Annotated in this window: 24 protein-coding genes; 12 read left to right on the top strand and 12 right to left on the bottom strand. The window is 67.6% G+C overall.

The genetic code is table 11. The features are described from left to right. Positions 1 to 30 precede the first annotated feature (30 nt). From K4043_RS10905 to K4043_RS10915, 3 genes are all read right to left on the bottom strand, one after another. Positions 31 to 420, bottom strand: coding sequence for an MAPEG family protein (locus tag K4043_RS10905; protein ID WP_123728730.1), 390 nt, complete (start codon positions 418 to 420; stop codon positions 31 to 33). A gap of 18 nt (positions 421 to 438) precedes the next feature. Then, complete coding sequence (locus tag K4043_RS10910) at positions 439 to 984, bottom strand: DUF4019 domain-containing protein (RefSeq protein WP_265309347.1); 546 nt, start codon at positions 982 to 984, stop codon at positions 439 to 441. Positions 985 to 1,045: 61 nt separating this feature from the next. Further along, a complete protein-coding gene (locus K4043_RS10915; RefSeq protein ID WP_265309805.1) occupies positions 1,046 to 2,188 on the bottom strand; it encodes a hypothetical protein in 1,143 nt (380 codons plus the stop codon). Between the two features lie 176 nt (positions 2,189 to 2,364). Here K4043_RS10915 and K4043_RS10920 point away from each other — a divergent pair, with 176 nt between their 5' ends. The 3 genes from K4043_RS10920 (at position 2,365) to K4043_RS10930 (ending at position 5,670) form a co-directional block, all read left to right on the top strand. Continuing rightward, entirely contained in the window at positions 2,365 to 3,831 is a 1,467-nt protein-coding gene (locus K4043_RS10920; RefSeq protein ID WP_265309348.1) for a DNA-3-methyladenine glycosylase 2, read from the top strand. Further along, entirely contained in the window at positions 3,828 to 4,319 is a 492-nt protein-coding gene (locus K4043_RS10925) for a methylated-DNA--[protein]-cysteine S-methyltransferase (RefSeq protein ID WP_265309349.1), read from the top strand. The genes K4043_RS10920 and K4043_RS10925 overlap by 4 nt, the downstream gene beginning before the upstream one ends. A gap of 88 nt (positions 4,320 to 4,407) precedes the next feature. Then, on the top strand, positions 4,408 to 5,670 hold the full coding sequence (locus K4043_RS10930) for an ectonucleotide pyrophosphatase/phosphodiesterase (protein WP_265309350.1): 1,263 nt from the start codon (positions 4,408 to 4,410) through the stop codon (positions 5,668 to 5,670). A gap of 82 nt (positions 5,671 to 5,752) precedes the next feature. Here K4043_RS10930 and K4043_RS10935 read toward each other — a convergent pair whose 3' ends face one another. Together K4043_RS10935 and K4043_RS10940 are read right to left on the bottom strand one after the other, a co-directional pair. Then, complete coding sequence (locus K4043_RS10935) at positions 5,753 to 5,935, bottom strand: 30S ribosomal protein THX (protein WP_019184443.1); 183 nt, start codon at positions 5,933 to 5,935, stop codon at positions 5,753 to 5,755. 118 nt (positions 5,936 to 6,053) lie between these two features. Further along, positions 6,054 to 6,467 carry a MerC domain-containing protein gene (locus K4043_RS10940; protein ID WP_265309351.1) on the bottom strand — a complete coding sequence of 138 codons (414 nt, stop codon included), beginning with the start codon at positions 6,465 to 6,467 and terminating at the stop codon, positions 6,054 to 6,056. A 157-nt stretch (positions 6,468 to 6,624) separates the two neighbouring features. Here K4043_RS10940 and K4043_RS10945 point away from each other — a divergent pair, with 157 nt between their 5' ends. The 6 genes from K4043_RS10945 (at position 6,625) to K4043_RS10970 (ending at position 14,149) form a co-directional block, all read left to right on the top strand. Next, complete coding sequence (locus K4043_RS10945) at positions 6,625 to 8,820, top strand: TonB-dependent receptor (RefSeq protein ID WP_265309352.1); 2,196 nt, start codon at positions 6,625 to 6,627, stop codon at positions 8,818 to 8,820. A gap of 115 nt (positions 8,821 to 8,935) precedes the next feature. Beyond that, positions 8,936 to 9,370 carry a MarR family winged helix-turn-helix transcriptional regulator gene (locus tag K4043_RS10950; protein WP_265309353.1) on the top strand — a complete coding sequence of 145 codons (435 nt, stop codon included), beginning with the start codon at positions 8,936 to 8,938 and terminating at the stop codon, positions 9,368 to 9,370. Continuing rightward, positions 9,367 to 10,608 carry an MFS transporter gene (locus tag K4043_RS10955; RefSeq protein ID WP_265309354.1) on the top strand — a complete coding sequence of 414 codons (1,242 nt, stop codon included), beginning with the start codon at positions 9,367 to 9,369 and terminating at the stop codon, positions 10,606 to 10,608. Before K4043_RS10950 ends, K4043_RS10955 begins: the two co-directional genes overlap by 4 nt. Positions 10,609 to 10,707: 99 nt before the next feature. Further along, on the top strand, positions 10,708 to 11,274 hold the full coding sequence (locus tag K4043_RS10960; protein ID WP_265309355.1) for a TetR/AcrR family transcriptional regulator: 567 nt from the start codon (positions 10,708 to 10,710) through the stop codon (positions 11,272 to 11,274). Further along, positions 11,271 to 12,956, top strand: coding sequence for an MFS transporter (locus K4043_RS10965; RefSeq protein ID WP_321160141.1), 1,686 nt, complete (start codon positions 11,271 to 11,273; stop codon positions 12,954 to 12,956). Before K4043_RS10960 ends, K4043_RS10965 begins: the two co-directional genes overlap by 4 nt. 8 nt (positions 12,957 to 12,964) lie before the next feature. Continuing rightward, on the top strand, positions 12,965 to 14,149 hold the full coding sequence (locus K4043_RS10970; protein WP_265309357.1) for an HlyD family secretion protein: 1,185 nt from the start codon (positions 12,965 to 12,967) through the stop codon (positions 14,147 to 14,149). A gap of 268 nt (positions 14,150 to 14,417) precedes the next feature. Here K4043_RS10970 and K4043_RS10975 read toward each other — a convergent pair whose 3' ends face one another. Continuing rightward, on the bottom strand, positions 14,418 to 14,903 hold the full coding sequence (locus K4043_RS10975) for a Fur family transcriptional regulator (protein WP_019184450.1): 486 nt from the start codon (positions 14,901 to 14,903) through the stop codon (positions 14,418 to 14,420). Between the two features lie 16 nt (positions 14,904 to 14,919). Then, entirely contained in the window at positions 14,920 to 16,323 is a 1,404-nt protein-coding gene (gene gltX / locus K4043_RS10980) for a glutamate--tRNA ligase (protein WP_123728718.1), read from the bottom strand. A 106-nt stretch (positions 16,324 to 16,429) separates the two neighbouring features. On the opposite strand from gltX, the gene K4043_RS10985 reads away from it, so the two are divergent. Continuing rightward, positions 16,430 to 17,161: a hypothetical protein gene (locus K4043_RS10985; protein WP_265309358.1), complete on the top strand. Its 732-nt coding sequence runs from the start codon at positions 16,430 to 16,432 to the stop codon at positions 17,159 to 17,161. Positions 17,162 to 17,168: 7 nt separating this feature from the next. On the opposite strand, the gene K4043_RS10990 is transcribed toward K4043_RS10985, so the two are convergent. The 5 genes from K4043_RS10990 to creB all read right to left on the bottom strand — a co-directional run bounded on the left by K4043_RS10990 (position 17,169) and on the right by creB (position 22,858). After that, complete coding sequence (locus tag K4043_RS10990; protein WP_265309806.1) at positions 17,169 to 18,755, bottom strand: M20/M25/M40 family metallo-hydrolase; 1,587 nt, start codon at positions 18,753 to 18,755, stop codon at positions 17,169 to 17,171. 100 nt (positions 18,756 to 18,855) lie between these two features. Beyond that, on the bottom strand, positions 18,856 to 19,287 hold the full coding sequence (locus K4043_RS10995; RefSeq protein WP_265309359.1) for a hypothetical protein: 432 nt from the start codon (positions 19,285 to 19,287) through the stop codon (positions 18,856 to 18,858). Positions 19,288 to 19,296: 9 nt separating this feature from the next. Then, on the bottom strand, positions 19,297 to 20,616 hold the full coding sequence (creD, locus tag K4043_RS11000) for a cell envelope integrity protein CreD (protein ID WP_265309360.1): 1,320 nt from the start codon (positions 20,614 to 20,616) through the stop codon (positions 19,297 to 19,299). 92 nt (positions 20,617 to 20,708) lie between these two features. Further along, positions 20,709 to 22,166: a two-component system sensor histidine kinase CreC gene (gene creC, locus K4043_RS11005; RefSeq protein WP_265309361.1), complete on the bottom strand. Its 1,458-nt coding sequence runs from the start codon at positions 22,164 to 22,166 to the stop codon at positions 20,709 to 20,711. A 2-nt stretch (positions 22,167 to 22,168) separates the two neighbouring features. Next, positions 22,169 to 22,858, bottom strand: a complete 690-nt coding sequence (gene creB, locus K4043_RS11010) for a two-component system response regulator CreB (RefSeq protein WP_123728713.1) — start codon at positions 22,856 to 22,858, stop codon at positions 22,169 to 22,171. Positions 22,859 to 22,903: 45 nt separating this feature from the next. Between creB and rlmJ the strand changes: the two genes are divergently transcribed. Next, complete coding sequence (gene rlmJ, locus K4043_RS11015; RefSeq protein ID WP_123728712.1) at positions 22,904 to 23,761, top strand: 23S rRNA (adenine(2030)-N(6))-methyltransferase RlmJ; 858 nt, start codon at positions 22,904 to 22,906, stop codon at positions 23,759 to 23,761. Between the two features lie 127 nt (positions 23,762 to 23,888). After that, complete coding sequence (locus K4043_RS11020; protein ID WP_019184458.1) at positions 23,889 to 24,434, top strand: GNAT family N-acetyltransferase; 546 nt, start codon at positions 23,889 to 23,891, stop codon at positions 24,432 to 24,434. Positions 24,435 to 24,531: the final 97 nt, after the last annotated feature.

Genomic DNA, 24,531 nt, shown 5'->3' on the forward strand with positions numbered 1-24,531 from the left:
TTGATCTGGATCAGGCGCGCCAGCGCAGGTTCACAGCAACGCCCACAGCAGCATGACGATGCCGAGCAGCGAGACCAGCCAGACCAGGCTGCGCACGTAAGGCACGCCGGCCGCGTACAGCGGCAGGTAGATCAACCGCGCCCAGAAGTACAGCTGCACGGCCACGGCGGTCATCCCATCCTGGCGCTGGGTCAGCACCACCGCCAGCACCGCGGCGGCGAAGAACGGAAAGGTCTCCATGAAGTTGCTCTGCGCCCGCTGCAGGCGCCCGGCCAGTGGACTCGGCGCCGGCATAGGCTGGTCACGTGCGGACGCATTCCAGCCCAGCCCTCGCTCACGGGTGATCAGCGTGGACGGCGCGAACACATGCACGATGCCCAGCAACATCGACCACACCAGCATCTGGATTTCGATACTCATCAGCGAAGACTCCGGCAATCAGGGGGTGGCGGCACGCACGCTGTAGCCAGCCAGTCGCCAGATGCGGTCTTCATCGAACCGGAAGGAGACCAGTTCGCGCACCGGCTGGGCACTGTTGGCAAAGCGCGTGGGGAAGCTGACGTTGATGTACAGGCCCTCGGGCACGGTCGCCCCGGCGGCGTACTTGACCCGGGTCACCACGGGCTGGCCGCGTGAGGCCAACGCACCGAGGCGCTGGCGATCAGCGGTGAGCTGGCTGACGAAGGCCTGCTCGGTCACCGATTTCTTCGCCACTGCGGAGGCGCCTTTCCAGGCCTCACCCGCGCGGTTGGCGTCGATCAAGTGGGCAATCTGCAGCGCTGCGGCAGTGATCTCCGCGTCCTGTTTCTGCACCTGGGCCTGCTGTGCCGGACTCAATGCGGGGCGTGCCGCGGGAGCGGCGACCGGTGTGGCAGCGGGCGCGGAGCGCGCCGGGGCCCGTGCAGGCGTGGCCGGCGGCGGAGGCGTCTGGGCCAGCGCGGCGAATGGCAGCAGAGCGGACAACAGCAGCAGCGGAACACGCATCAGGACACCGTTGGCTGAAAGGAACTGCGCTCCAGTCTACGGGAAGGGCGTGAGTCCTCCGTCAGTTGCGCTCGGCCGCCTCGACCGGTGCCGGACGGGCATCGCCCAGCGTCTGCTCCACGGCGTCCGGCTGACCGGGCGCGGTAGCAGCCGGCAGCAGCGTGGAGACATCGATCTCCGACAGCGGGCTCTCGTCCGGACAGGTTTCATCCGGAAAACCGAAGCGCTGCTTCAGTGCCTGGCCACAGCTGTTGACGGCCTCCAGTTCACTGCCTTCGCGCTTGCACTCCTGATCGAAAGCGACCAGGAACGCGTCCTTGCGGCGGACGAACGCGTCGCCGCATTTGCGCATCTGCTTGATCCGTTCCAGGTCGTCCTGCACGGCATTGGTGCCATCCAGCCCGAACTGACGCAGCTCCTCGGCGGTGAGCAGGCGCAGGCTCCGGTTGGGCACCGTCATCATCAGATCGGCCACACCCACCGCCACGCCGTTGCGCTGCAGGTAATCCTTGACGTTGTCGTACACCTCGTGGAGTTCGCGGTTGAGCTCGGCGCGCGAGGTGGCCTTGGAGCTGATCCGCATCATGCGGTGGATGCCGACCTTGCCCGATACCAACCGGTTGTCGCCGGCAGCCAGCACGAAGACACAGGCGCTGTGGCAGACCGAGCCTTCGCGCACCCAGATCGTCCAGTTGGATTCGCCGATGCGATCCCCCGCCACGATGGCCGCTTCGACCTGGCCGCCGCTGGAATCCAGATCGAGGATGCGCCGGGAAATGCGCTGCGCATCGGCGACCACGGCCAGCCGCGCGACCAGCTCTGAGAAGCCGGGATTGATCTTGCCCACGTAGCGCACGCGCAGCAGGCCACGTTCGGCGCAGGGCTGCAGCGCGGCATCGATACTGGCCCTGTCCAATGCCTCCAGCGGCGCGCCATCGCCCGCGTCGCCGGCATAGTCGGTATCGCAGCTGATCCACGCCTTGCCGTTTTCCAGGGCTGCTTCGGGCCAGTTCATATCACCGCGCTTGGGCGCGGGCGGCGGCGGTGGCGGCGCATCGGCGGCGTTGATCGAGACCATGTGGTCGCCATCGGCGGTCTGTGCCCGCACGGCCTTGTCGGCGGCAGTGACATTGCCCGGGTTTTCCAGCTGGCTGCAACCGGACAGACCCAGACACAACAACGGCAACCACCACGACTTGAGCAACATGGACAACCCGGAATCCTTGCGAGGGGGAATGCGCGGCAAAACCAGCGCAGATGCACAGTCTAGTGCGCGACCGGCGCGGCGCGGCAACCTGTCCTGAACCGGGCGACCCGGGGCTGGCATTGGCGTCCGAAAATGGCGAGCCAGGCCCGCTCACCGGGCATAGACTGGCCCCCATGGAGACCGCCCTGCCCCTGGACCACGCCGCCTGCGAAAGCGCCCGCCTTGCCCGCGATGCACGCTTTGACGGGGTGTTCTTCACTGCCGTGCGCAGTACCGGCATCTACTGCCGACCGGTCTGCCCGGCACCGGCGCCGAAGCCGTCCAACGTGACGTACTACCCCACCGCAGCCGCCGCCGCGGCCGCGGGCTTTCGTCCCTGCCTGCGCTGCCGCCCCGAACTGGCGCCCGAGGCGCAGGACGCGCTCAACAATGAAACCCTGCAGCGCGCGCTCGCCCTGATCCACGATGGCTATCTGCAGGACCAGCCGGTGGCCGATCTGGCCACGCACGTCGGCTTGAGCGCCCGCCAGCTGCAGCGCCTGTTCGTGGGCCGGCTCGGTGCGGCGCCGGCGCAGATCCACGCGACCCGTCGGCTGCTGCTGGCCAAGCAGTTGCTGACCGAAACCGCATTGCCGGTCACCGCTGTCGCGATGGCCTCCGGCTACAACAGTCTGCGCCGTTTCAATGCGGCCTTTCTGGACGGCTGCGGCATGCCGCCGACCGCGATCCGCCGTCAACGCGGCTCACTTACCGAGGGCGCGCTGACCCTGCGCCTGGGCTACCGGCCACCACTGGATTTCACCGCGATGCTCAGCTTCCTGCGTCGCCGCGCGATCCCCGGCATCGAGCAGATCGACACGGACAGCTACCAGCGCGTGATCGGGCCGCCCGAGCACCCCTCACTGCTGCGCGTGACCGCCGACCCGCGGCGCCCGGAGCTGCTGCTGCACCTGGGCCAGGTCGATCCGCGTGCAATTCCGGGGATCGTACGCCGGGTGCGCCGCATCTTCGATCTCGATGCCGACCTGCGCATGGTCCATGCGACGCTGGCGCAGGAACCACTGCTGGCGACGGGTATCGCACAACGCCCCGGGCTGCGCGTACCCGGCGGCTGGGATGGGTTTGAAGTGGCCGTGCGCGCCGTGCTCGGCCAACAGGTCAGCGTCGCGGCCGCCGCCACACTGGCGCGCCGGGTGGTGGATCGCTTCGGCGCCACCCTCGAAGGCATGCCGGCAGGACTGGACCGCCAGTTCCCCTCGCCGGAAGCGCTGGCACAGGCACCGCTGGAAACCATCGGGCTGCCGCGCACCCGCGCGGCCACCGTGCGTGCGGTTGCGCAGGCGGTGGTCGATGGCCGGCTCGATTTCCGTGCCGGCCAGTCGCTGGCCGGCTTCGTGGCGCGCTGCGTCGCCTTGCCCGGCATTGGCCCATGGACCGCGCATTACATGGCACTGCGCGCACTGGCGCTGCCCGATGCCTTCCCAGCCGGCGATCTGGTACTGCAGCAGGTGCTCGGTGGTGATACGCGACTGAGCGAACGCGCCACCGAGGCCCGCTCGCAGCCGTGGCGACCGTGGCGTGCCTACGCCGTTCTGCATCTGTGGCATCTGGCCACACCGTCTTCGGGAGTTACCTCATGACCCTGCTCTACGACACCTTCGACAGCCCGATCGGCGCGCTCACCGTGGCCGGTGACAGCCAGGGCATCCACCACATCCTGTTCGAGAACAACCGTTACGACGCGAAGGGGCGCGAGCACTGGCAGCGCGATGCCCATGCGTTGCGCGGTGCACGCGGGCAACTGCTGGAGTACCTGCACGGTGAGCGCGTGCGCTTCGATCTCCCGCTTGCCCCACACGGCACGCCGTTCCAGCTGCGGGTGTGGAAGGCGCTGGCCGATATTCCGTTCGGCCAGACCTGGAGTTACGTGGCACTGGCGCGGCACATCGACCACCCCACCGCGAGCCGCGCGGTCGGTGCCGCCAACGGGCGCAATCCGCTGCCGATCGTGCTGCCCTGCCACCGCGTGATCGGCAGCAGTGGTGCACTCACCGGATTCGGCGGCGGACTGGCGACCAAGGCCGCCCTGCTGCAGCTGGAAGCAGGGCGCGATTCGCTGTTCGCGTAGTGCGGCATGCGCAGGACCCGTGCGGCGTCGCGCAGCGTATGCCGTCGGTTGTCTTCGACGCGTCACCGCCACGCACTATCATGTCGCGATGATTTCCGTCCGCCTTCCGCTGGCGCTTGCCGCCGCTCTCTCGCTGGCCGCCTGCGCCACCGCACCGTCTTCCCCGCCTGTCGCGTCGGCTGCGACCGTAGCCCGGAGCGTCCCGGCGCAGCAGCAGAAGCTGCTGCTGATCTCCATCGACGGCCTGCGGGCGGACATGCTCGACCGCGGCATCACCCCGAACATCCGCCGGCTCGTTGACGAGGGGGTGCGGGCGCAATGGATGACGCCCTCCTATCCCTCGCTGACATTTCCCAACCACTACACGATCGTGACCGGCCTGCGGCCGGACCACCACGGCATCATCCACAACAGCATGCAGGAAGACGCACTGGGCAGATTCCAGCTGCACGTGCGCGAATCGGTGGCCGATTCACGCTGGTGGGGCGGTGAGCCGATCTGGGTGGGTGCGGAAAAGGCTGGCGTGCGCACGGCCGTGTGGTCGTGGCCGGGCAGTGAAGCGGCAATCCAGGGCATCCGCCCCAGCCAGAGGCATGGCTACGATGAGACCGTGACCCTGCCCGATCGCGTGGACCAGGTACTGGGCTGGCTGGACCAGCACGGCCCGCAGGCGCCGCGACTGGTGACGCTGTACATGGAGCAGGTGGACAAGGCCGGCCACAATCACGGTCCGGAATCGCACGAGTACGCCGCCGCGGTGACACTGGCCGACGGCGCGGTCGGTCGTCTGCTGGACGGTCTGCAGGCACGTGGGCTGGCCGACGCCACCAACGTGATCCTGGTCTCCGACCACGGCATGGCCGGCGTGCCGGACGGCCAGGTGGTGGCGACCGAAGACATGATCGACCCGGCCATTGCCCGGGAAATATCGGTCGGCCAGTCGATCGGGTTCGCCCCGTTGCCGGGCAAGCAGGCGCAGGCCGAGCAGATCCTGCTGGGCGCGCATGCCCAGTACGACTGCTGGACGCGCCAGACCCTGCCGGCACACTGGAAGTACGGCAGCAACCCGCGCATTCCACCGATCGTCTGCCAGATGCACGAAGGCTGGGATGCCCTGACCCGCGAGCGCATCGCCAAACGCGGGCCGGGCGATCGCGGCTCCCACGGGTATGACAATGCGCTGCCGTCCATGCGCGCGGTGTTCGTGGCACGTGGCCCGGCGTTCAAACAGGGGCAGACCGTTCCTGCGTTCGACAACGTGGATGTCTACCCGCTGCTGACCCGCCTGCTGGGCATTCCAGCGGCGCGCAATGACGGCGACGCCGAACGGCTGCTGCCGGCGCTGCGCTGAGCACGCGCTGGCGTCGGCCGGAACCCGGACGAAAAAAAAACGCGGCGCAAGCGCCGCGTTTTTCATGACCCGCCTGGCTGGATCAGCCGGCCTTGGCCACCGCTTTCTTGGCAACGGCCTTCTTGGCCGGCGCCTTCGTCACGGTCTTCTTGGCAACCGGCGCAGCTGCGCCCACGGCCGCCTTGCTCACGACGTGCGAACGCGAATTGCCGTAGCTGGCATTGAAGCGCTTGCCCTTGGCGGTCTTGCGGTCACCCTTACCCATGTCGTAACTCCTTAGTCTGAATGCTGCGAAATCTGATTACCCCGTACTGACACGGGTTCGGCGGGGCCGCCCTCTCAGGCGCCCCCGCGCACGATCGGAAAGCCTACCATGCGCGCTCTCAATGAGCACAGCTGGCGTCATGGACGTGGCCGTGGTTCAGCCTTAGATTCACCAGATGGGCCACGCCCACCAGCACACCGCCCAGGGTCATCACCACCGCATGCGGCACCGCCGAGTGGTGCAGCGGGCCGTACAACAGCCCCGCCCACAACGCGGTCAGGCCCGGGATCAGGAAGCCCAGCGCGCGCAGCGCGCCATGCCGGCGCCAGCCCCAGACCAGGCTGAACAGGCCCAGCAGGGTGACGAAACTCACCAGCGCCAGCTCCACACCGTCACCCATCCAGACCGACAGCCCCAGCGACGGCGCAGCGGCCAGCAGCACCGGGAGTACAGCGCAGTGCACGGCGCACAGCAATGAGCCGGTGGCACCGAAACGATCGATCAGATGGCGGAGGCGAGGGAACAAGGGCATGACTTCCAGCAGGGTCGGCGAAGCGTTATGGAATAATATAACATCAATCCTGACGCGCACCCTTGCCTCCCCTCTTACTTCCTTTCCCCGTCCCTTTACGGGATTCGCGCGCCCCACCATTGATATATTGTAACAATTGACCGAAGGCCCTTGCCCTATGCGCTACAGCTCCCTCCTGCTCAAACCTCACGCCCTGTCCCTGGCACTTGCCGCCGCGATGCTGCCCTCGCTGGCCATGGCGGCGGACGCCCCCGGCAGCCACCGCGATGGTCACCTGACCGAACTGTCCACCGTGAAGGTCACCGCCTCGCCGCTGCAGGGCGATGCCGAATCGCTGGCGCGCCCGGTGGATGTGCTGGCCGGTGAACGCCTGGACGAGCAGAAGGCCGGCACCCTCGGCGACACCGTGGCCAAGCTACCCGGCGTGCAGAGCACCTTCTTCGGCCCCGGCGTCGGCCGCCCGATCATCCGCGGCCAGGAAGGCCCGCGTGTGGCAGTACTGTCCAACGGCATGGGCAACATGGATGCCTCCACCGTCAGCGCCGACCATGCCACCAGCATCGAGCCGTTCCTGGCCGATCAGATCGAGGTCCTGAAGGGCCCGGCCACCCTGCTGTTCGGCAGCGGCGCGATCGGCGGCGCGGTGAACGTGGTCGACGGCCGCATCGCCCGCGAACTGCCGGACCGTCCGCTCAGCGGCCGCGCCGAACTGCGCGGCAATTCGGTCAACGACGAGCGCAGCGGCATGTTCCGCCTGGACGGTGTCAGCGGCAACGTCGTGCTGCATGTCGACGGTCTGGTCCGCAACGGCGATGACTACCGCATTCCCGGCTACGCGGTGATCGATGGCCTGGAAGATCACAGCGGCCACGACCATGAGGAAGGCGACACCGACGAACCGCGCCGCGGCCGTCTGGACAACAGTTCGGTCCGTACCCGCGCCGGCGGCGTCGGCGCCACCTGGCTGGGCGATGACGGCTACTTCGGTGTATCCGCCAGCACCTACCGCACCAACTACGGCATTCCCAACGGCGCGCACGTGCATGCCGACGACGACCATGATCATGACCACGATCACGACCATGGCGACGAAGAAGAGGGCGACGAGCATGACGTCCGCATCGACATGGTGCAGAACCGCTTCGAAGCCAAGGGCGGCATCTACCAGCCGACCTCGTTCCTGAAGAACATCAGCCTGCGTACCGCTTACACCGACTACGAGCACACCGAACTCGAAGCCGGCACGCCGGCCACGCGCTTCACCAACCGTGGCATCGAAGGTCGCCTGGAAGCCGTGCAGGAACAGATCGGTGGCTGGGACGGCGCCTTCGGCCTGCAGTTCGGCAACAGCGACTTCGGCGCCAAGGGCGAGGAAGCGTTCGTGCCGGATACCGCGACGAAGAACATCGGCCTGTTCGTGCTGCAGGAAAAGCAGTTCGGCCCGTTCAAGCTGGAGCTCGGCGGCCGCCATGACCAGGTCAAGCTGGACCCGACCGGTGATTACCGCGCCCGCAGGTTCGACGCCACCAACCTCTCCGCCGCCGGCATCTGGACGCTCAACGACGCCGTCGACCTGCGCTTCGGCATCGACAGCTCCGAGCGCGCCCCGACCAACGAAGAGCTCTACGCCGCGGGCGCGCACATTGCCACCCGCTCGCTGGAAATCGGTGATGCGAACCTGAAGACCGAACGCGGCCAGCGCGTCGAACTGGGCATCCACACCCACAGCGACCGCGTCGACTTCTCCGCCTCGATCTACCAGACCAGGTTCAAGGACTTCATCTACCTGGCCGACACCGGCGTGGTCGAATCGCTGCCGGTCCGCCTGTGGACCCAGCAGGACGCCACCTTCAAGGGGGCTGAAGCCGAAGCACTGTTCCATCTCTTCGAAGGCAACGCTGGCGATTGGGACCTGCGCGTGTTCGGTGATTACGTCAAAGCCGAACTGGATGGCAGCGGCAGCCGCAGCGTCGACATCGCCGTCCCGCACGGTGATCATAACCACAACTACACCGTGGATCTGGCCAACACCGGCTACCTCCCGCGCATCGCCCCGGGCCGTGTCGGCGCGGACCTGCGCTGGTCCAAGGATGGCTGGCGCGCCTCGGTCGGTGCCGTGCGCTACAGCAACCAGAAGGACGTCGCCCAGAACGAGGAGCCGAGCAACGGCTACACCCTGGTCGATGCCCACTTCGCCTACCGCTGGGACCGGACCGACAGCAACAGCTACGAAGTCTTCCTGGACGGCAGCAACCTGACCAACCGCGAGGTCCGCCCGCACACCTCCCTGCTGCGCGACTACTCCCCGCTGCCGGGCCGCGGCGTGGCATTCGGGATCCGCGCGTACTTCTGATCGATTGACTGGGTGGTTGCTTGACCCGAGGGGGCCGAAAGGCCCCCTTTTTTTGTGCTTGACCAACTACGTGCATATGCACGTATCATCCAGCCACCCACCCCGGCACACGCCCATGGACCCGCTGACCCAGAGCCCCTGCACCTGCTTCCGTCTGCGTCGCGCGGCACGCCGGCTCTCGCAGATCTATGACACCCACCTCGCCCCCGCCGGGCTCAGCCTCAACGCTTACTCCATCCTGCGTCGCGCCCCCGCACCGCGGCAGCTGGGCGAGCTTGCAGAGGCGCTCGGCATGGACCGCACCACGCTCACCCGCAACCTCAAACCGCTGCTCGCCGCCGGCTGGCTTGAACAACGCCGCGGTGATGACGCGCGGCAACGCCTGATCGTCATCACCCCTGCCGGCAAGGCCTGCCTGCGCCGCGCACGCCCACTCTGGCAACGCGCGCAACATGAGGTAGAAACTACTTTCGGCCCCACCCCGACCGCCCGGCTCAACGCCCTGCTCGACCAACTCGACCACGCCCTGCCTGCCGGAGCCGACGCATGAGCACATCCACCACCGCTGCCCGCGCCCCCACCATGCACTTGGGCCTGCTGGTCGCCGCCTCCGCCATCCTCATGGTCACGATGGGCGTGCGCCAGACCTCCGGCCTCTACGTCGACCCGATCCACCGCGGCACCGGCGTGAGCATCGTCGAGATCAGCTTTGCGCTGGCCATCGGCCAATTCGTCTGGGGCGCGGTGCAACCCGTGTTCGGGGCCGTCGCCGATCAGCGCGGCGCGTTGCCCGTGCTCATCTTCGGTGCCCTGCTGCTGGCCGCCGGGCTGCTGCTCGCACCGCTGCTGACCAGCCCGCTCGGCATGACGTTCACCCTCGGTCTGCTGATGGCCGCCGGTGCCGGTGCCGGCAGTTTTTCCGTGCTGATCGGCGCGACCGCCCACCGCCTGCCGGCCGAAAAACGCTCATTCGCGGCCGGCCTCATCAACGCGGGCGGCTCGCTGGGCCAGTTCGTGTTCGCGCCACTGGTCCAATGGATCATCGGCACCGCCGGCTGGGCCCGCGCCATGATCACGATGGCCGTCATCACCCTGCTCTCGGTGCCCTTGGCCTGGCCACTGCGACGTCGTGCCGGCGACCATGCGCCTGTCGCGGGCGCCACCGATGACGGCGGTCTGCCCGCACAGCTGCGCATCGCCGCACGCGATCGCAGCTACTGGTACCTGCATCTGGGCTTCTTCACCTGTGGCCTGCACATCGCCTTCCTGGTCACCCACCTCCCCGGCGAAATCGCGCTGTGCGGGCTCTCGCCCACCGTCGCCTCGTCCTCCATCGCCCTGATCGGTCTGTTCAACGTCGCCGGCAGCCTGATCGTCGGCGCGCTCGGTCAGCGCTACCGCATGAAGTACCTGCTGTTCTGGATGTACGCCAGCCGGGCCGTGATGATCGGCGTCTACCTCGTTGCGCCGCCCACCCCGCTCACCTTCTACGTGTTCTCCGCCGCGCTCGGCTTCACCTGGCTGGCGACCGTTCCGCCCACCGCCGGCCTGGTCGGCAAGCTCTTCGGCCCCCGCTACCTCGGCACCCTGTTCGGCCTGACCCTGCTCTCGCACCAGCTGGGCGGCTTTTTCGGCGCCTGGCTCGGCGGTCTCGCCTTGGCGCACACCGGCAACTACCTGTGGATGTGGTACGCCGACATGGGCCTGGCCGTCCTTGCCGCACTGATCAACCTGCCGATCCGTGAAGCCCGGATGGGCGGCTGTCACGGCGTGCCCGCCCAGCGCTGAGCTCACCTGCCGTCCACATTGCCAAGCGCGCGCCAACCAAGGCGCGCGGTAAGCGACAGATCCCCTTCCGCCCCGGACAGTTCTGTCCGATGATGGCGCATGCCTACCCAACGTGCCGACGCAGCCGCCCGCCGCGCCCAGATTCTCGACGCTGCCGATGCGGTCTTCGGCCAGCATGGTGTTACCGCCCCGCTGGACCTGGTGGTCGAGCGCGCCCAGGTCGGGCGCGCCACCCTCTACCGCAACTTCCCTGACCGCACCGCACTGGTCGAGGCGCTGCTCCAGCGCACCGTCAACCGCATCGCCCGCCAGGTGCAGACCCTCGGCGACCGCGACGACGCACTGTTCGAGGTGCTGGAAGGGATGGCCAACCGGATCGTGCAGTCGCCGGCGCTGTCGGACTACTGGCGCGCGGTCGATCCGGATCAGATCCCGATCCGGGCCGCGCGCGAAACCATCTTCGAACTGCTGCGCGAACCGATCGCCCGTGCGGTCGCCGCCGGCCTGTGCCGCCCCGATCTGGAAACGACGGACATTTCACTGATCTCAGGCATGCTGGGAGCCGCGCTGCGTGGCAAAACGCGTGACGAACGCGCCCAGTTGGCCACGCGCGCCCTGCAATTGCTGCGTGGCGGATTGCGGGGGCCTGCCGACGGGGAGGGATGATGCCGCAGTACCTCAAGCCGGTTCCGGACTGGGAGGAGCACGAAAAACCGACCCTGCCGGGCTCGGCGTCGATGCCGTGGCATCCGCCGCACCGTCGCCTTGCGTATGCACTGGTGGCGCTGCTGGTCGGCATCACCGGCGGCCTGGGCAATGCCCTGGTCAGCGCCAACCTGCCGTTCCTGCAGGGCCAGCTCGGGCTCACCCCGGCGCAGGGCAGCTGGCTGGTGGCCGCGTATGCCATGGTCAACGTCACCGCCAACCTGCTCGCCTTCAAGTTCCGTCAGCAATACGGCATCCGCCTGTTCGCCGAGATCGGCCTGGGCCTGTATGCCGCACTGGCGGTGCTGCATCTGTTCGTCGGCACCTTTGAAACGACCGTGTTGATGCGCGCGGCCAGCGGATTCGCCGGCGCAGCCTGCACCACCCTGGGCACGCTGTACATGCTGCAGTCGTTGCCGCGCAAGTACACCGGCAACCTGCTGGTGATCGGTGTGGGCATCTCACAGCTTGCGGTACCGATCGCGTGGCTGGTCTCGCCCGGGCTGGTGGACACCGGGCAGTGGCACAACCTGTATCTGTTCGAAGCGGGACTCGCGCTGTGTGCGTTTGCCGCCGTGGTGGTGTTGAAGCTGCCGCCGGGTGCGCAGATCAAGGCGTTCGAACCGATGGATTTCCTCACCTTCGCGCTGCTCGCCCCAGCCGTCGGCCTGCTGGTCGTCGTCCTCGCGCAGGGCTACACCCGCTGGTGGCTGGATACGCCGTGGCTGGGCTGGGCACTGGTCGCCTCGATCGCGCTGTCCACCACCGCCTTCATCATCGAGCACTACCGCCGCAACCCGTTGCTGCAGACGCGCTGGCTTGCCAGCCTGCCGGTGATCCACTTCATCATCGGTGCGTTCCTGATCCGCTTCCTGACCACCGAGCAGTCCTATGGCGTGGTCGGCCTGATGCGCGCGCTCGGGATGGGCCCGGACCAGATGCGCCCGTTGTTCGCGGTGATCCTGGCCGGCGTCATCACCGGCATCGCTGCCAGCTCGCTGACCTTCGGGCCGAAACGGCTCATTCCGCAGCTGCTGATGGCCATCCTGCTGCTGGGCAGCGCGGCCCTGCTCGACCAGAGCCGCACCAGCCTGGATCGCCCGCACGATTTCTTTGCCAGCCAGTTCCTGGCGTCCGTCGGCGCCGGCATGTTCATGGGGCCGCTGATCATGCTCGGCATCACCCAAGCCTTGAAGCAGGGCGTGGACCACATGATCACCTTCCTGGTCACGCTCTCCATCACCCAGACCCTGGGCGGGCTGGCTGGCTCGGCCGTGCTGGGCACCTATCAACTGCACCGCGAGCAGGTGTACTCCGGCGCGCTGGTGAGCCAGCTGGATCCCGCGGACACCGTGGTCGCCCAACGCCTGAAACAGCAACAGCAGCTCTACGCCAGGCTGATCACCGACCCGGTGCAGCGCAGCGCGCAGGGCACCGCGCAACTGGCGCAGATCACCCGTCGCGAAGCCAACGTGCGCGCGTTCAATGACGTGTTCGCGCTCAGCGGCCGCGTCGCGCTGGTCTTCCTTGGCTGGTTGCTGCTGCTGGCGGTGCGCACCGCCGTGCTCAAGCAGTGGCGCAAACGCCACGCGCCGACATCTCCCCTTTCCGCGCCGACGCCTGGCAGCGTCGCGCCCCGATGAGCCCGCCCATGTCGACCCAACCCCCGCACGACGATACCGCCCCGGTAAACGTCAATCCACCGCCGCCGACGGACGCCGCGCCCGCCCCTGCGCCGGCACCGGCCGCTGCACCGTCTGGCGCGCCCAAGTACCTCAAGCCGAGCCTGCGTGCCGTGATCATCATGATAGTGATCGCCCTGATCGGCATCGCGCTGATCCTGCGCGCGTGGTCCCTGTGGCCGTTCGAGACGTCCCGGGTGACCACCGACAACGCCTACGTGCGCGGCCAGATCACCGTGCTCGCCCCGCAGGTCAGCGGCTATGTCACCGAGGTGCTGGTCAAGGACTTCCAGCACGTCAAACAAGGCGAACCGCTGCTGCGCATCGACGACCGCATCTACCGCGAGAAGGTCGTCCAGGCCGAAGCCGACCTGGACAGCGCCAAGGCCGCGCTGGCCAACTCCGACCAATCCCAGGCGCAGAACCGCGCGCAGATCCAGGCCGCGCAGGCCAACCTGTCTGCTGGCCAGGCCGAGCTCTCGCGCTCGCGTACCGAACTCAAGCGCTACGAAGAACTCGCCGACCAGCAACTGGTCGCCCTCAACGACCGCGACAAGTTCCGCACCACCACGCAATCGGCGCAGGCCAGCGTGCTGCAGTCGCAGGCCCAGATCCGCATCGCCGAGGAAACCCTGACCTCCACCCAGGTCGCCCGCAAAGGTCTGGAAGCCCGCGTCGAGACCGCCCAGGCCCAGCTGGAACTGGCGACGATCGACCTCGCCAACACAGTGATCCAGGCGCCGCGCGACGGTCAGGTCAGCGAAGCCTCGGTGCGCCTGGGCCAATACGTCACCGCCGGTTCGCAGCTGCTGTTCCTGGTGCCCGATGCCTTGTGGGTGGTCGCCAACTTCAAGGAAGGCCAGACCTGGAAGATGCGCATCGGGCAACCGGCCACCTTCTCCGTGGATGCCTTCGATGGCCAGAAGCTGCACGGCCACATCGAACAGATCGCCCCAGCGACCGGATCCGAATTCAGTGTCCTGCGTCCGGACAACGCCAGTGGCAACTTCACCAAGGTCGTCCAGCGCCTGCCGATCCGCATCGCCATCGATCCCGATCAGCCGCTGGCACCGCGTCTGCGTCCGGGCATGTCGGTGATCGTCAAGGTGGATACCGCCGCCGAAGGGCACGAGCCGGCCGGTGCGAAGCCGTAACGCGCCCGCGCGCAGAAGGCCAACGCCTTTCCCCACCCCAGTCCGAAACCATAGGGAAGCGAGTTGGGCAGCCTGGAACGGGACCGTTGGAGCGGCATGGATGCCGCTCACGAGCCCCCAAGGATGGGTTTACGGCGCGTCCCGCTCCAGGTTGCCCGGCTCGCTTCCGCAGCGGGAAACAGAGTGGCTGCTTTCGCAGCAGAAACGAAAAAGCCGCGCAGATGCGCGGCTTTTCAACATCAACAGCGTACCGACCAACGGTCGGTACCTACCCCGCACAGCGCGCGCACAGGCCATGCACTTCCAGCGTCTGCGCCTGCGGCTGGAACCCCAGCTCCTTCGCCCGCTTCTCCAGCTGGCTGACAATCTCCTTGTCCTCCAGCTCCACCGCGCTGTGGCAGCTGTTGCAGATCAGGAACGGCACCGAATGCTGCGCACTGCTCGGATGGTGGCACGCCACGAACGCATTCACCGATTCCAGCTTGTGCACGAAGCCGTTGGCCATCAGGAAATCCAACGCGCGGTATACCGTCGGCGGAGCGTCGGCACCGACGCCCTTGCCGTTGCGCACCCACTCCAGCAACTCATACGCCTTGACCGGCTTGCCGGCCTCGGCGATCAGGCGCAGTACGTTCGCGCGGATCGGCGTCAGCCGCAGCCCGCGTTCCGAGCACACGCGTTCGACCACCTTCACGAAGTCGGAGGCGTCGTGAACGTGATGGTGCGGAGCGGTACAAGCGGTCTTTGCGGACATGCGCGGTCTCCTGTGGTCAGGCAGTCGGTACTTTAGTGAGTGCGACCTCGATGCGTTTCAAGGCCTCTTCACGCCCGGCCAGGAACACGGTCTGCGAGATGTCCGGGCTGACCTGGGTGCCGGTGATGGCCACGCGCAGCGGCTGCGCCACCTTGCCCATGCCGATCTCCAGCGCCGTGGCCACGTCGTGCAGTGCCGCCGAGACGCTCTCCACCGTCCATTCCCCGGCCGCGCCCAACAGCTCGCGGGCCTTGCCCAGCGCCAGTTCCGCGCCCGGCTTGAAGTGCTTGGCCACGGCGGCTTCGTCGTACTCGGTCAACGGCTGGTACCAGACCACCGCCTTCTCGGCCATTTCCTTCAGCGTCTGCACACGATCGCGCAGCGCCACCACCACGTCCGCCGGCGCAGGACCGGCGTTCAGATCCAGGCCCAGCTTGTTCAGCTGGTAGACCAGGTGCGGGGCGATGTCGGCCGGCGCTTCAGTCTTCAGGAAGTGCTGGTTGACCCAGCCCAGCTTGGCCATATCCAGGCGCGCGGCCTTGGAGTTGCAGTGGGTCACATCGAACAGATCGATCAGCTCCTGGCGGCTGAACAGCTCCTGGTCGCCATGCGACCAGCCCAGGCGGGCCAGATAGCTCAGCAGCGCGTCGGGCAGGTAGCCGGCGTCCTTGTACTGCATCACGTCGGCCGCGCCGGTGCGCTTGGACAGCTTGGCGCCCTGCTCGTCCAGGATCATCGGCATATGGCCGAACTTAGGCACGGGGGCGCCGATGCCCTCGTACAGATTGATCTGGCGCGGGGTGTTGTTGATGTGGTCGTCGCCGCGGATGACCTCGCTGATGCGCATGTCCCAATCGTCCACCACCACCGCGAAGTTGTAGGTGGGGAAACCATCCGGGCGGAAGATCACCATGTCATCCAGCTCGCTGTTGGCGATCTCGATGCGGCCCTTGATCAGGTCGTCGAACACGACCGTGCCCTCGAGCGGATTCTTGAAACGGATCACGCGGTTCGGGTCGTCCTTGTACGGCAGGCCCAGGTCACGCGCGGCGCCGTTGTAACGCGGCTTTTCCTGCTTGGCCATGGCGGCCTCGCGCATCGCGTCCAGTTCTTCCCTGGTCTCGTAGGCGTAGTACGCCTTGCCCTGCGCGACCAGCTGCTCGGCCACTTCCAGGTAACGGGCCACGCGCTGGGTCTGGTAGATCGGGCCTTCGTCATAGCCCAGGCCCAGCCACTCCATCGCCTCCAGGATCGCGTCGATCGCGCCCTGGGTGCTGCGCTCGCGGTCGGTGTCTTCGATGCGCAGCACGAATTCGCCGCCACGGTGACGGGCCTCCAGCCAGCAGTACAGCGCCGTGCGGGCGCCACCAATGTGCAGGTAGCCGGTGGGACTGGGGGCAAAACGGGTGCGGCAGGTCATGGAGGGCTCAGGGCGGGAAACGGAATCCCGGCAATTTTACCTGTCCGGGCCGGACCCTGCCTAAATCGGAGAATCCCTACAGTCTGCTGCGCGTGGACATGGTCTGATGGCGGGATTGTCCGCTTTTCATCCATCGACCATGACAACTGCCCGCGTTGAGCCGCCGTCACTGCGCCATGCCGCTACCCGCGCCGCCACCGCCCTGATCCTGCTCGCCGCACTGGGCGCGTGTTCTGCACCGGGCACCGACGGCGCGGCGGCTGCTGCGGTGGCCACAAACCCACCCGCCCAGCAGGCGCTACCGGCGGACGTGGGGCCCAGCGCATCCGCGCTGCCGCCTGGCACGCCCCCTTCGCGCACGCTCGCTGGCAGGCAGACGCCAGCCGTCAACGCCTCGGCGGTCGCCGGAGACACGGAACGGGCGCTTGGCCTGGCCGATGGCCTGTCTTCGGATGCGCTGCGGCAGTTGCTCAATGACGGCCCGCGCTTCGACCAGGCCATGGCGGCGCTGGACCTCGCCTACGCCGCCGATGGGGACGCGCAGGACGTCCGCAGCAGCTATCAGCACGCCTTGCAGCAACGGCTGGGCACCGGCCCGGACGCGCCGCGGCTGAGCCGCCTGCACTGCGGCATTTCCCATTGTCTGGGCGAGGTCACCGGCACGCTGGAGAATCCGTCCGTGCTGTTCGGGGCACCCCGTGATGCGGTAGGCCGCCAGTTGCCGGTCAACGAAGCGATGGTGCGCAGCATTCTCTCCGCAGACGGCGAGCCCACAGTCTACCGCCTCGCCTTCTCGCTCGATCCCACGCTCCGCACCGGGCCGTCGCCGGCCCGGTAGACCGCCCTCAGGGCGTCAGCAACGGCTTGCGCGGCAGCTTTTCCTCACGCATGGCCGCGTTGTAGACGAACGAGGCCACGATCGCGGCGGCCTGCTTCAGGTCTTCCGGCTCGGCGTGGTCCCACGTATCCAGGTTGCTGTGGTGGACGTTGGTGAAGTAATCCAGCCGATCCTGGATGAATTGGAACCCGGGCAGGCCGACGCGATCGAACGCGATGTGGTCGGTGCTGCCGGTGTTGCGCGTGGCCACGGCGGTGGCGCCCACATCGTGGAACGGGGCCAGCCACGCTTCGAAGATCGGCACCGCGGCCAGGTTCTCCTGCGCGTAGATGCCGCGGAAGCGGCCCGAGCCGTTGTCCATGTTGAAGTACGCCGAGAACTTGTCGTAATCGCGCTGGCGCTGCAGGGCGCCGGTGGGTTCACGCATCGAGGCCGGCAACTTGAGCTGCGCCGGGTCGGTCGGCTCGGGGTAGCGCGCGAAGTGCTTGGACACGTAGTCCTGGGAGCCGATCAGCCCCTGCTCCTCGCCACTCCACAGCGCCACGCGGATGGTGCGCTTGGGCTTGGCACCCACCGCCTTGAGGATGCGCATGGCTTCCATCATCACCGCCACGCCGGCCGCGTTGTCGGCCGCGCCGGTGCCGGTATGCCAGGAATCCATGTGCGCGCCAAGCATCACGATCTCATCAGCCTTGCCGCTGCCGCGGATCTCGGCCAGCGTGTTGTAGCCTGGCTGGTCCTGCGCATCGGTGAAACGGGCCTCGACATTCACGCGCAGCTTGACCGCCTGCTTCTGGTCGACCGCCCGCACCAGCTGGTTGTAGTGCTCGGCCATCATCGCCAGTTCGGGCACGCCGACCGGTTCACCGGCCTTGCGCGAGCCACCGCCACCGACACGGATGATGCCGTTGTCCCAGCCGCTGATGCTGATCGTGGCCAGCACGCCCTGCTCGGCGAAGAAGGCGTTGGTGGCGCGGGTCAGCTCCTGTTTCTCCAGGTATTCCTTGGCCTTCTTGGCACGGTCGGCCTTGGCATCGGCAACGTCCTTGGGCACCGCGAACACCTGCAGCTCGGCCAGGCCGGCGTCATCGTGGCGGTGCGAATCGGACTTGGTGGCCCGTTCGTAATCGCGCGCATCGTTGAGCAGCAGGATTCTGCCGGCGATCTTGCCCTTGTACTGATCCAGATCGGCGAGCTTCTTGATCTCGACCTTGATCACTTCACCCTCGACCGGGCCATGGGTACCCGGCGTCCAGGCCTTCGGCAGCGCATACAGCGGCACCACGCGCGGGCTCAGCAGTTCCACGCTGGCGTTGCTGAACTCCCAGCCGCGACCGAACGCATCGAAGGCCTCGTCATGCACGTTGACCAGGCCCCACTCGTTGAACTTGCTGCGGGTCCAGGTGTTGGCCTCGCCCATCGCGGGCGAATTGGTCAGGCGCGGGCCGATCTGCTCGGTCAGATGGCTGAAGGTCGCCATCACCTGCGACCGGTGGAAGGCTTCCTGGCGGATCCGGCTGACCATGTCCAGGTCCACCGTTTCTCTCGTCTGTGCATCGGCGACGCCGCTCAATGCCAATGCCACGCTCAACATGCCCCACTTGAACACGATTACCCCCGCCTTTCGGCCAGACCACGAACAATCCCCGAGTCTATCGAGCGTTGTCCCGGCGCCCCCGGGCCAAGAGTCATGGTCATTCCAACCAGCCGTACCAGAGCTGGCCACGGGAAGGCAGCACCAGCAGCCAGCGGCTGTGGTCCACCGAGGCGCTGGCGTAGACCGGGGCATGCACGGGCCAGTCCAGCGGCAGCCCGCCGATACCGATCTCGCGCAGGGCCTGGGCGCCTTCGCGCCACGGCCGATACGCGCCACACCATCGCGGCAGTGGCAGGCGCCCCCGCGCCTGCCGTGCCTGTTCCAGAAAGCGCAGGCCATGCGCCGTGATCGCGTCACACGTGACCGGCGCCAAGCCGAAGCGGACCAGCCCCGGGGCGGCCTGCACGCCCGGTAGCGCGCTCAACGGCGAAGGCCATCCCGACACCTCGCCGTCCAGCAGCGAGGCCACCTCCAGCCGGGCGGGCAACGCCCGACGCACACGTTCATGCAGACAACGACGCCAGCTCATGGTCGCTCCTTACTTCAGGCTTGCGCCGAGTTCGTACCAATCGACCCGGCGGGTCACCCACATCACCGCGGCCAGCACGCCGAACAGCAGCAGCGAGCCCATCAGCAGCGCGTTGTTCTCCGAGATCAGCAGCCCATACAGCGCGCCGTACAGGGCGCTGAGCATCAGCGCAAAGCCCAGGCCGCGTTTCCAGCTCTTCAATACGCCGGACAGGTACACGGTCTGGACGCCGATGCACGCCAGTGCCGAGAGCGCATAGGCCTGCCAGAACGCGATGTGCTCGGAGAGGCTGAGCAGCAACAGGAAGAAGATCGCCAGCGCCAGGCCGACCATCAGGTACTGCAGCGGGTGGATGCGCAGCTGCTTGATCAGCTCGAACAGGATGAAGCCGACGAAGGTGAGCAGGATGAAGAGGATGCCGTACTTGCTGGCGCGGTCGGCCTGGGTATACACATCGACCGGATTCACCAGCTCGACGCTCACCGCTTCAGCGTCGATGTCCGGGCGGTTGCGCAGCTGGTGCTGGGCACGCGAGGCCAGCGAGGACACCGCCCACTGGGCGTCGAAGCCCTGCGCGTCCACTTTGCGCTCGTTGGGCAGGAAGCTGCCACCGAACAGCGGATGCGGCCACGGCGAGCGCAGCGCGATGCGGCTGTCATCGCCCACCGGCACCACCGACAGCGACCGGGTGCCATCCAGCACCAGCTCCAGCTCGACTTTGCTGCCCTTGAGCACACCACCCCGTTCATCCGCCAGGCCCGGCAAGCCGACATGCAGGCCGGTGCCGATGCCACTGACGCCGCCGGCATCGGGCAACAGCGTCACGGCGTTGCCATCCACGCGCAGGTTCGGCGAACCGACCAGGCCACGCACATCGGCGATGCCCACGGTCAGGAAGGGCGTGCCATACACGCGGCCTGCTTTCACCGGGTAGTCGTCATCGGCGAACGCGGCACTGATCGTGGCCTTCCAGCTATAGACCGGCACGCGGAACAGGCCGACCCGGCGCTCGTCCGGCTGCATCACACCGTCCACCGTGAGCGTGGCTGGCATCTGCAGCCACTGGCCCTGCTCGACCTGCTTTTCCTTCTTCTTGGTACCGGCCGCATCCACCACCTCGACCTCGCGCGTCTCGGTCCACGGCACCACGCGGATCGGGCCGGTCAGAATCTGCGCGCCGGCGCGGCTCTGCGCGACGCGCTGGTAGGCCTCGTCGCGGTACGCCTCACGCTCGCGGATCACGCCCTTGATCAGGCTCAGCGGAATCAGCAGCAACAGGATCAGCCCGCCGACAATGGCGAACCGCAACAGCATCTTCAGGGATTTCATGACCCGTCCTCGGTTGGGAGGGGGCCAGCTTCCCGCGCGCCGGTGTGCGGGGTTTGTGCCGAGTTTGAAGTCTGTGTGAAGTGCGGCAGCGATCAGCGCCGCGGCGGTACAGAGGGCAGGCGCGACGGCAGCCACAACACCGCCTGTGCACCGCCGTCATCGCGGTTGCGCAGGCTGACACGGCCGCCGTGCAGGCGGGCGACTTCCTGCACGAACGACAGGCCGAGGCCGGAGCTGCGCTGGCCGGTGCCCGGTCGCGCCAGGGAATAGAAGCGCTCGAACACGCGATCAAGCGCGTAGTCCGGCACGCCACTGCCGCAGTCGGCCACGGTCAGTGCGATGCCCTCACCTTCCGCACCGGCACCGAGCGTGATGGTGCTGCCCGCCGGTGAGAAGGCCACGGCATTCTCCAGCAGATTGTTGAGTGCCTGGCGCAGCAGATAGCCGTCGCCCTGCACGCTCTCGGCCTGCGCCTCCACCGCGATCGTGACCCCGGCGGCCTGCGCACGCACCGCCACTGCGTCGGCGGCGGACTGCAGCAACGCCGCCAGTGCAAGCCGCTCGTGCTTCTGCAACCAGCCGTACTGTTCCACCTCGGCCAGCGCCAGCAGCTTGTCGATGGTCTCGGTGAGGCGCTGCGCCTGGCCTTCGATGCTGCGCGCGAAGTGCGCACGGTCGGCATCCGGCAGCGGTTCCTGCAGCAGCTCGGCCGCGCCGCGGATCGCAGCCAGCGGGCTCTTCATTTCATGCGTCAGCGACTGCACGTACTGCTCGACGTAGGCCTTGCCTTCCAGCTTGCGACGCATGGTTTCCAGCGCCTGGCCCAGATCGCCGATCTCATCGCGGCGCGGCTTCGGCGGCGGCACCGGCTCACCGGCGCTGACCGCCTTGGCATAGCGGTTGAGCCGATTCACGCCGTGCATCAGCCACGCGGTCATCAGCAGGCCGATGAGCGCTGAAAGGCCGATCAACCACGCACCGCGCTTCATGATGGCGCGCTGGCTGGCCGCGATGAACGGATCGATGCTGCGGTTGGGCTGGGCCAGGCTGAGCACACCGATCAAGCGGCGTCCGTCGGCCGGATCGAAGATCGGCGCGGCCACGTGCATCACCGAGTGGGTGTCGTCGCCGGGCGTCTCCGGGCTGGAGCGCGCGCCGTATTCGCCACGCAGGGTGCGGTACACATCGTTCCAGCGTGAGTTGTCGCGCCCCACATCACGGCCGGTCGAGTCGTACACCACGATGCCCTTGGCATCGGTGATGGTGACCTGGTAATCCAGCGTGCGCTTGGGAAAACGCCACACCATCGCCTTCGGGTCGCGGCGCTTGGCGCGCGCCAGATCGGCGACGAAGCGGCCGTCGCGGATGTGCCCGGCCTTGAGATCGGCCGCGGCCATTTCCGCCAGCACGTTGGCTGCATCGACCAACGTGGACTCCATCGCCTGGCGCACGCCGGGCTTCACTTCGTTGACGAAAATGCGCATCACGAAGAACGCGGCGATACCCACGATCAGGAAGAAGCCCAGGAACAGTTTCAGGCCCAGCCGCATGCCTACACCTCCAGTGCGTAGCCCAGGCCACGGTGGGTGCGGATCGGGTCGGTCTCGGCGCCCGCGGCACGCAGCTTGGCGCGCAGGGTTTTGACGTGGGTATCCACGGTGCGGTCGGCGCTGTCGGCGTCGCTGTCCCAGCCGCGGTCCATCAGCTGGGCGCGGCTGAGGATCGCGCCGGGGCGCTGCAGCAGGGCCGCCATCAGCGCGTATTCGTAGCGGGTCAGATCCAGCGGCTGGTCACCGAAGCGGATCCGGCTGCCCTCGCGGTCGATCGAGAAGCGGCCAAGCTGCTGCCAGCCGGTGGTATCGGCAGGGGCCGCGGACCGGCGCAGGCGCGCGCGCACCCGCGCTACCAGCTCCCGCGGCGAGAACGGCTTGGCCATATAGTCGTCCGCCCCCAGCTCCAGGCCGAGCACCCGGTCGAACTCGTCATTACGGGCGGTCAGGAAGATCACCGGCACCTCGCTGAAGGTGCGCAGCGTGCGGCAGACCTCGAAACCGCTCATGTCCGGCAGGCCGACATCCAGCACCACCACATCGAAGGCGTGCTGGCGCAGGCGGGCCAGCGCCTCTCCGCCGAGCAGGCAATGCTGGGCGCCGTAGCCATCACTGCGCAGTGCATACAGAACGGTGTCGGCGATGGCGGTTTCGTCCTCGACCACCAGGACGTTGTGCAGGGGGTGGCTCATGCGCGCAGCATAGCCGCTGGGCCCGCCGCCCCGTACACTGCGCCGATGAATTACCGCCACGCCTTCCATGCCGGCAACCATGCCGATGTGCTCAAGCACATCGTGCAGCTTGCCCTGCTCGACACCTTCAAGCGCAAGGACAGCCCGTTCTTCGTGCTGGACACCCACGGCGGCGCAGGCCGCTACCTGCTGGCCAGCGAGGAAAGCCGCAAGACGCTGGAGGCCGAAGACGGCGTGATGCGCCTGATGGCCCAGCCGCAGCTGCCTGCGGTGGTGGAGCGCTACCTCAAGGCGGTCCAGGCCGACAACCCGGTCGGGGCGATGATCAGCTACCCCGGCTCGCCGCTGCTGACCGCCCAGACCCTGCGCGAGCAGGACCGCATGGCCGTGTGCGAAGTGCAGGATGCCGAAGCCACGGCGCTGAAGGCACTGTTCGCCCATGACAGCCGGGTGGCCGTGTATCACGCCGATGGCTATGCCCAGAACAAGAAACTGCTGCCGCCCAAGGCCAACGGCGTGAAGATCGGCCGTGGGCTGGTCCTGATCGACCCGCCCTACGAGGGGCAGGACGCCGAGTACCAGGCCATCCTGGCTTCGGTGACCGAGATCCTGAGCCGTTGGCCGCAGGCGAGCTTTGCGATCTGGTTCCCCATCAAGCAGCGCCGGACCGTCCTGCATTTCCTGCGCAAGGCCTGTGCCCTGCCGGTGAAATCGGTGCTGACCGCCGAGCTGCTGATCCGCCCGGACGACTCCCCGCTGCGGCTCAATGGCAGCGGCATGCTGCTGCTGAACCCGCCGTGGCAGTTCGACCAGGTCCTGGCCCCGGCCATGCCGGCGCTCAAGCAGCACCTGGGCGAGGCAGGCGCCTCGACCCGCCTGCAGTGGCTCAAGCAGGCCGAATGACCCCCTTCAGGTCAGGCCGGGATCCCGGCCTGACCGACTCCTCCCGGCCGGATCGGCGTGAGTGATCCGTTCACGGAACGCTGCACCCGGGATGCGAGAATCCTGAGACCACCAAGGAATCACCGGTATGGCTACCCGTAACCGCATGCCGCCCTGGCACGAAATTTTCAAGGCACCCAGTGGCCACGAGCTGCTGATCCGCCCCATCCGGCCGGAAGACGGCCCGCCGCTGCATGCCGCCTTCAGCCTGTTCGGGCCGGAGGAGATCCGCGATCGTTTCCTGCAGTCGGTGACCGAGCTGTCGCCGGAAACCACGCAGCGCCTGACCCACCCCAATCCCAAGAGCGAAATCACCCTGGTCGCGGCCGAGTCGCTGCCCGCCGGTGAAGCCGTGGTGGGTGCGGTCGCGCGCGCCTCGATCATCCCCGGCACCCGCGAGGCCGAATACGCAATCCTGGTCAGCCGCTTCCTGGTCGGCCAGGGCCTGGGCCGGCAGTTGATGCGCAAGCTGGTCAAGTGGGCGCGCGGCAAGTACCTGGATCGTCTGTACGGGGATGTTGCCGAAGAGAACGAGCCGATGAAGCAGCTGGCCGCCTCGCTGGGCTTCCAGCCGATCCCGCACCCGAACGGTACGCCGGGCCTGGTGCGCATGGTGCTCGAACTCGACAGCTGACGCGGGGCGCCTGTCCGCGCCCTGATCGGTAGCGCCGGCCGCTGGCCGGCTGCCCGTACGTCACGCATCGCCTGGAGCCGGCCAGCGGCCGGCCACT

Origin of the sequence: Stenotrophomonas sp. SRS1 (assembly GCF_026130205.1) — a bacterium.
In the GTDB taxonomy this organism is placed as follows: Bacteria; Pseudomonadota; Gammaproteobacteria; order Xanthomonadales; family Xanthomonadaceae; genus Stenotrophomonas; species Stenotrophomonas rhizophila_B.

What these genes read in the sequence shown, in the direction of transcription:
- K4043_RS10910 (WP_265309347.1), bottom strand. Translation starts at nt 984, where the DNA reads ATGCGTGTTCCGCTGCTGCTGTTGTCCGCTCTGCTGCCATTCGCCGCG.
- K4043_RS10985 (WP_265309358.1), top strand. Translation starts at nt 16,430, where the DNA reads ATGGCGGGATTGTCCGCTTTTCATCCATCGACCATGACAACTGCCCGC.
- K4043_RS10940 (WP_265309351.1), bottom strand. Translation starts at nt 6,467, where the DNA reads ATGCCCTTGTTCCCTCGCCTCCGCCATCTGATCGATCGTTTCGGTGCC.
- creD (WP_265309360.1), bottom strand. Translation starts at nt 20,616, where the DNA reads ATGAAATCCCTGAAGATGCTGTTGCGGTTCGCCATTGTCGGCGGGCTG.
- K4043_RS10960 (WP_265309355.1), top strand. Translation starts at nt 10,708, where the DNA reads ATGCCTACCCAACGTGCCGACGCAGCCGCCCGCCGCGCCCAGATTCTC.
- creC (WP_265309361.1), bottom strand. Translation starts at nt 22,166, where the DNA reads ATGCGGCTGGGCCTGAAACTGTTCCTGGGCTTCTTCCTGATCGTGGGT.
- K4043_RS10930 (WP_265309350.1), top strand. Translation starts at nt 4,408, where the DNA reads ATGATTTCCGTCCGCCTTCCGCTGGCGCTTGCCGCCGCTCTCTCGCTG.
- K4043_RS10975 (WP_019184450.1), bottom strand. Translation starts at nt 14,903, where the DNA reads ATGTCCGCAAAGACCGCTTGTACCGCTCCGCACCATCACGTTCACGAC.
- creB (WP_123728713.1), bottom strand. Translation starts at nt 22,858, where the DNA reads ATGAGCCACCCCCTGCACAACGTCCTGGTGGTCGAGGACGAAACCGCC.
- K4043_RS10990 (WP_265309806.1), bottom strand. Translation starts at nt 18,755, where the DNA reads ATGTTGAGCGTGGCATTGGCATTGAGCGGCGTCGCCGATGCACAGACG.
- K4043_RS10950 (WP_265309353.1), top strand. Translation starts at nt 8,936, where the DNA reads ATGGACCCGCTGACCCAGAGCCCCTGCACCTGCTTCCGTCTGCGTCGC.
- K4043_RS10965 (WP_321160141.1), top strand. Translation starts at nt 11,271, where the DNA reads ATGATGCCGCAGTACCTCAAGCCGGTTCCGGACTGGGAGGAGCACGAA.
- K4043_RS10935 (WP_019184443.1), bottom strand. Translation starts at nt 5,935, where the DNA reads ATGGGTAAGGGTGACCGCAAGACCGCCAAGGGCAAGCGCTTCAATGCC.
- K4043_RS10945 (WP_265309352.1), top strand. Translation starts at nt 6,625, where the DNA reads ATGCGCTACAGCTCCCTCCTGCTCAAACCTCACGCCCTGTCCCTGGCA.
- K4043_RS10970 (WP_265309357.1), top strand. Translation starts at nt 12,965, where the DNA reads ATGTCGACCCAACCCCCGCACGACGATACCGCCCCGGTAAACGTCAAT.
- K4043_RS10955 (WP_265309354.1), top strand. Translation starts at nt 9,367, where the DNA reads ATGAGCACATCCACCACCGCTGCCCGCGCCCCCACCATGCACTTGGGC.
- gltX (WP_123728718.1), bottom strand. Translation starts at nt 16,323, where the DNA reads ATGACCTGCCGCACCCGTTTTGCCCCCAGTCCCACCGGCTACCTGCAC.
- K4043_RS10995 (WP_265309359.1), bottom strand. Translation starts at nt 19,287, where the DNA reads ATGAGCTGGCGTCGTTGTCTGCATGAACGTGTGCGTCGGGCGTTGCCC.
- K4043_RS10920 (WP_265309348.1), top strand. Translation starts at nt 2,365, where the DNA reads ATGGAGACCGCCCTGCCCCTGGACCACGCCGCCTGCGAAAGCGCCCGC.
- K4043_RS11020 (WP_019184458.1), top strand. Translation starts at nt 23,889, where the DNA reads ATGGCTACCCGTAACCGCATGCCGCCCTGGCACGAAATTTTCAAGGCA.
- K4043_RS10925 (WP_265309349.1), top strand. Translation starts at nt 3,828, where the DNA reads ATGACCCTGCTCTACGACACCTTCGACAGCCCGATCGGCGCGCTCACC.
- rlmJ (WP_123728712.1), top strand. Translation starts at nt 22,904, where the DNA reads ATGAATTACCGCCACGCCTTCCATGCCGGCAACCATGCCGATGTGCTC.
- K4043_RS10905 (WP_123728730.1), bottom strand. Translation starts at nt 420, where the DNA reads ATGAGTATCGAAATCCAGATGCTGGTGTGGTCGATGTTGCTGGGCATC.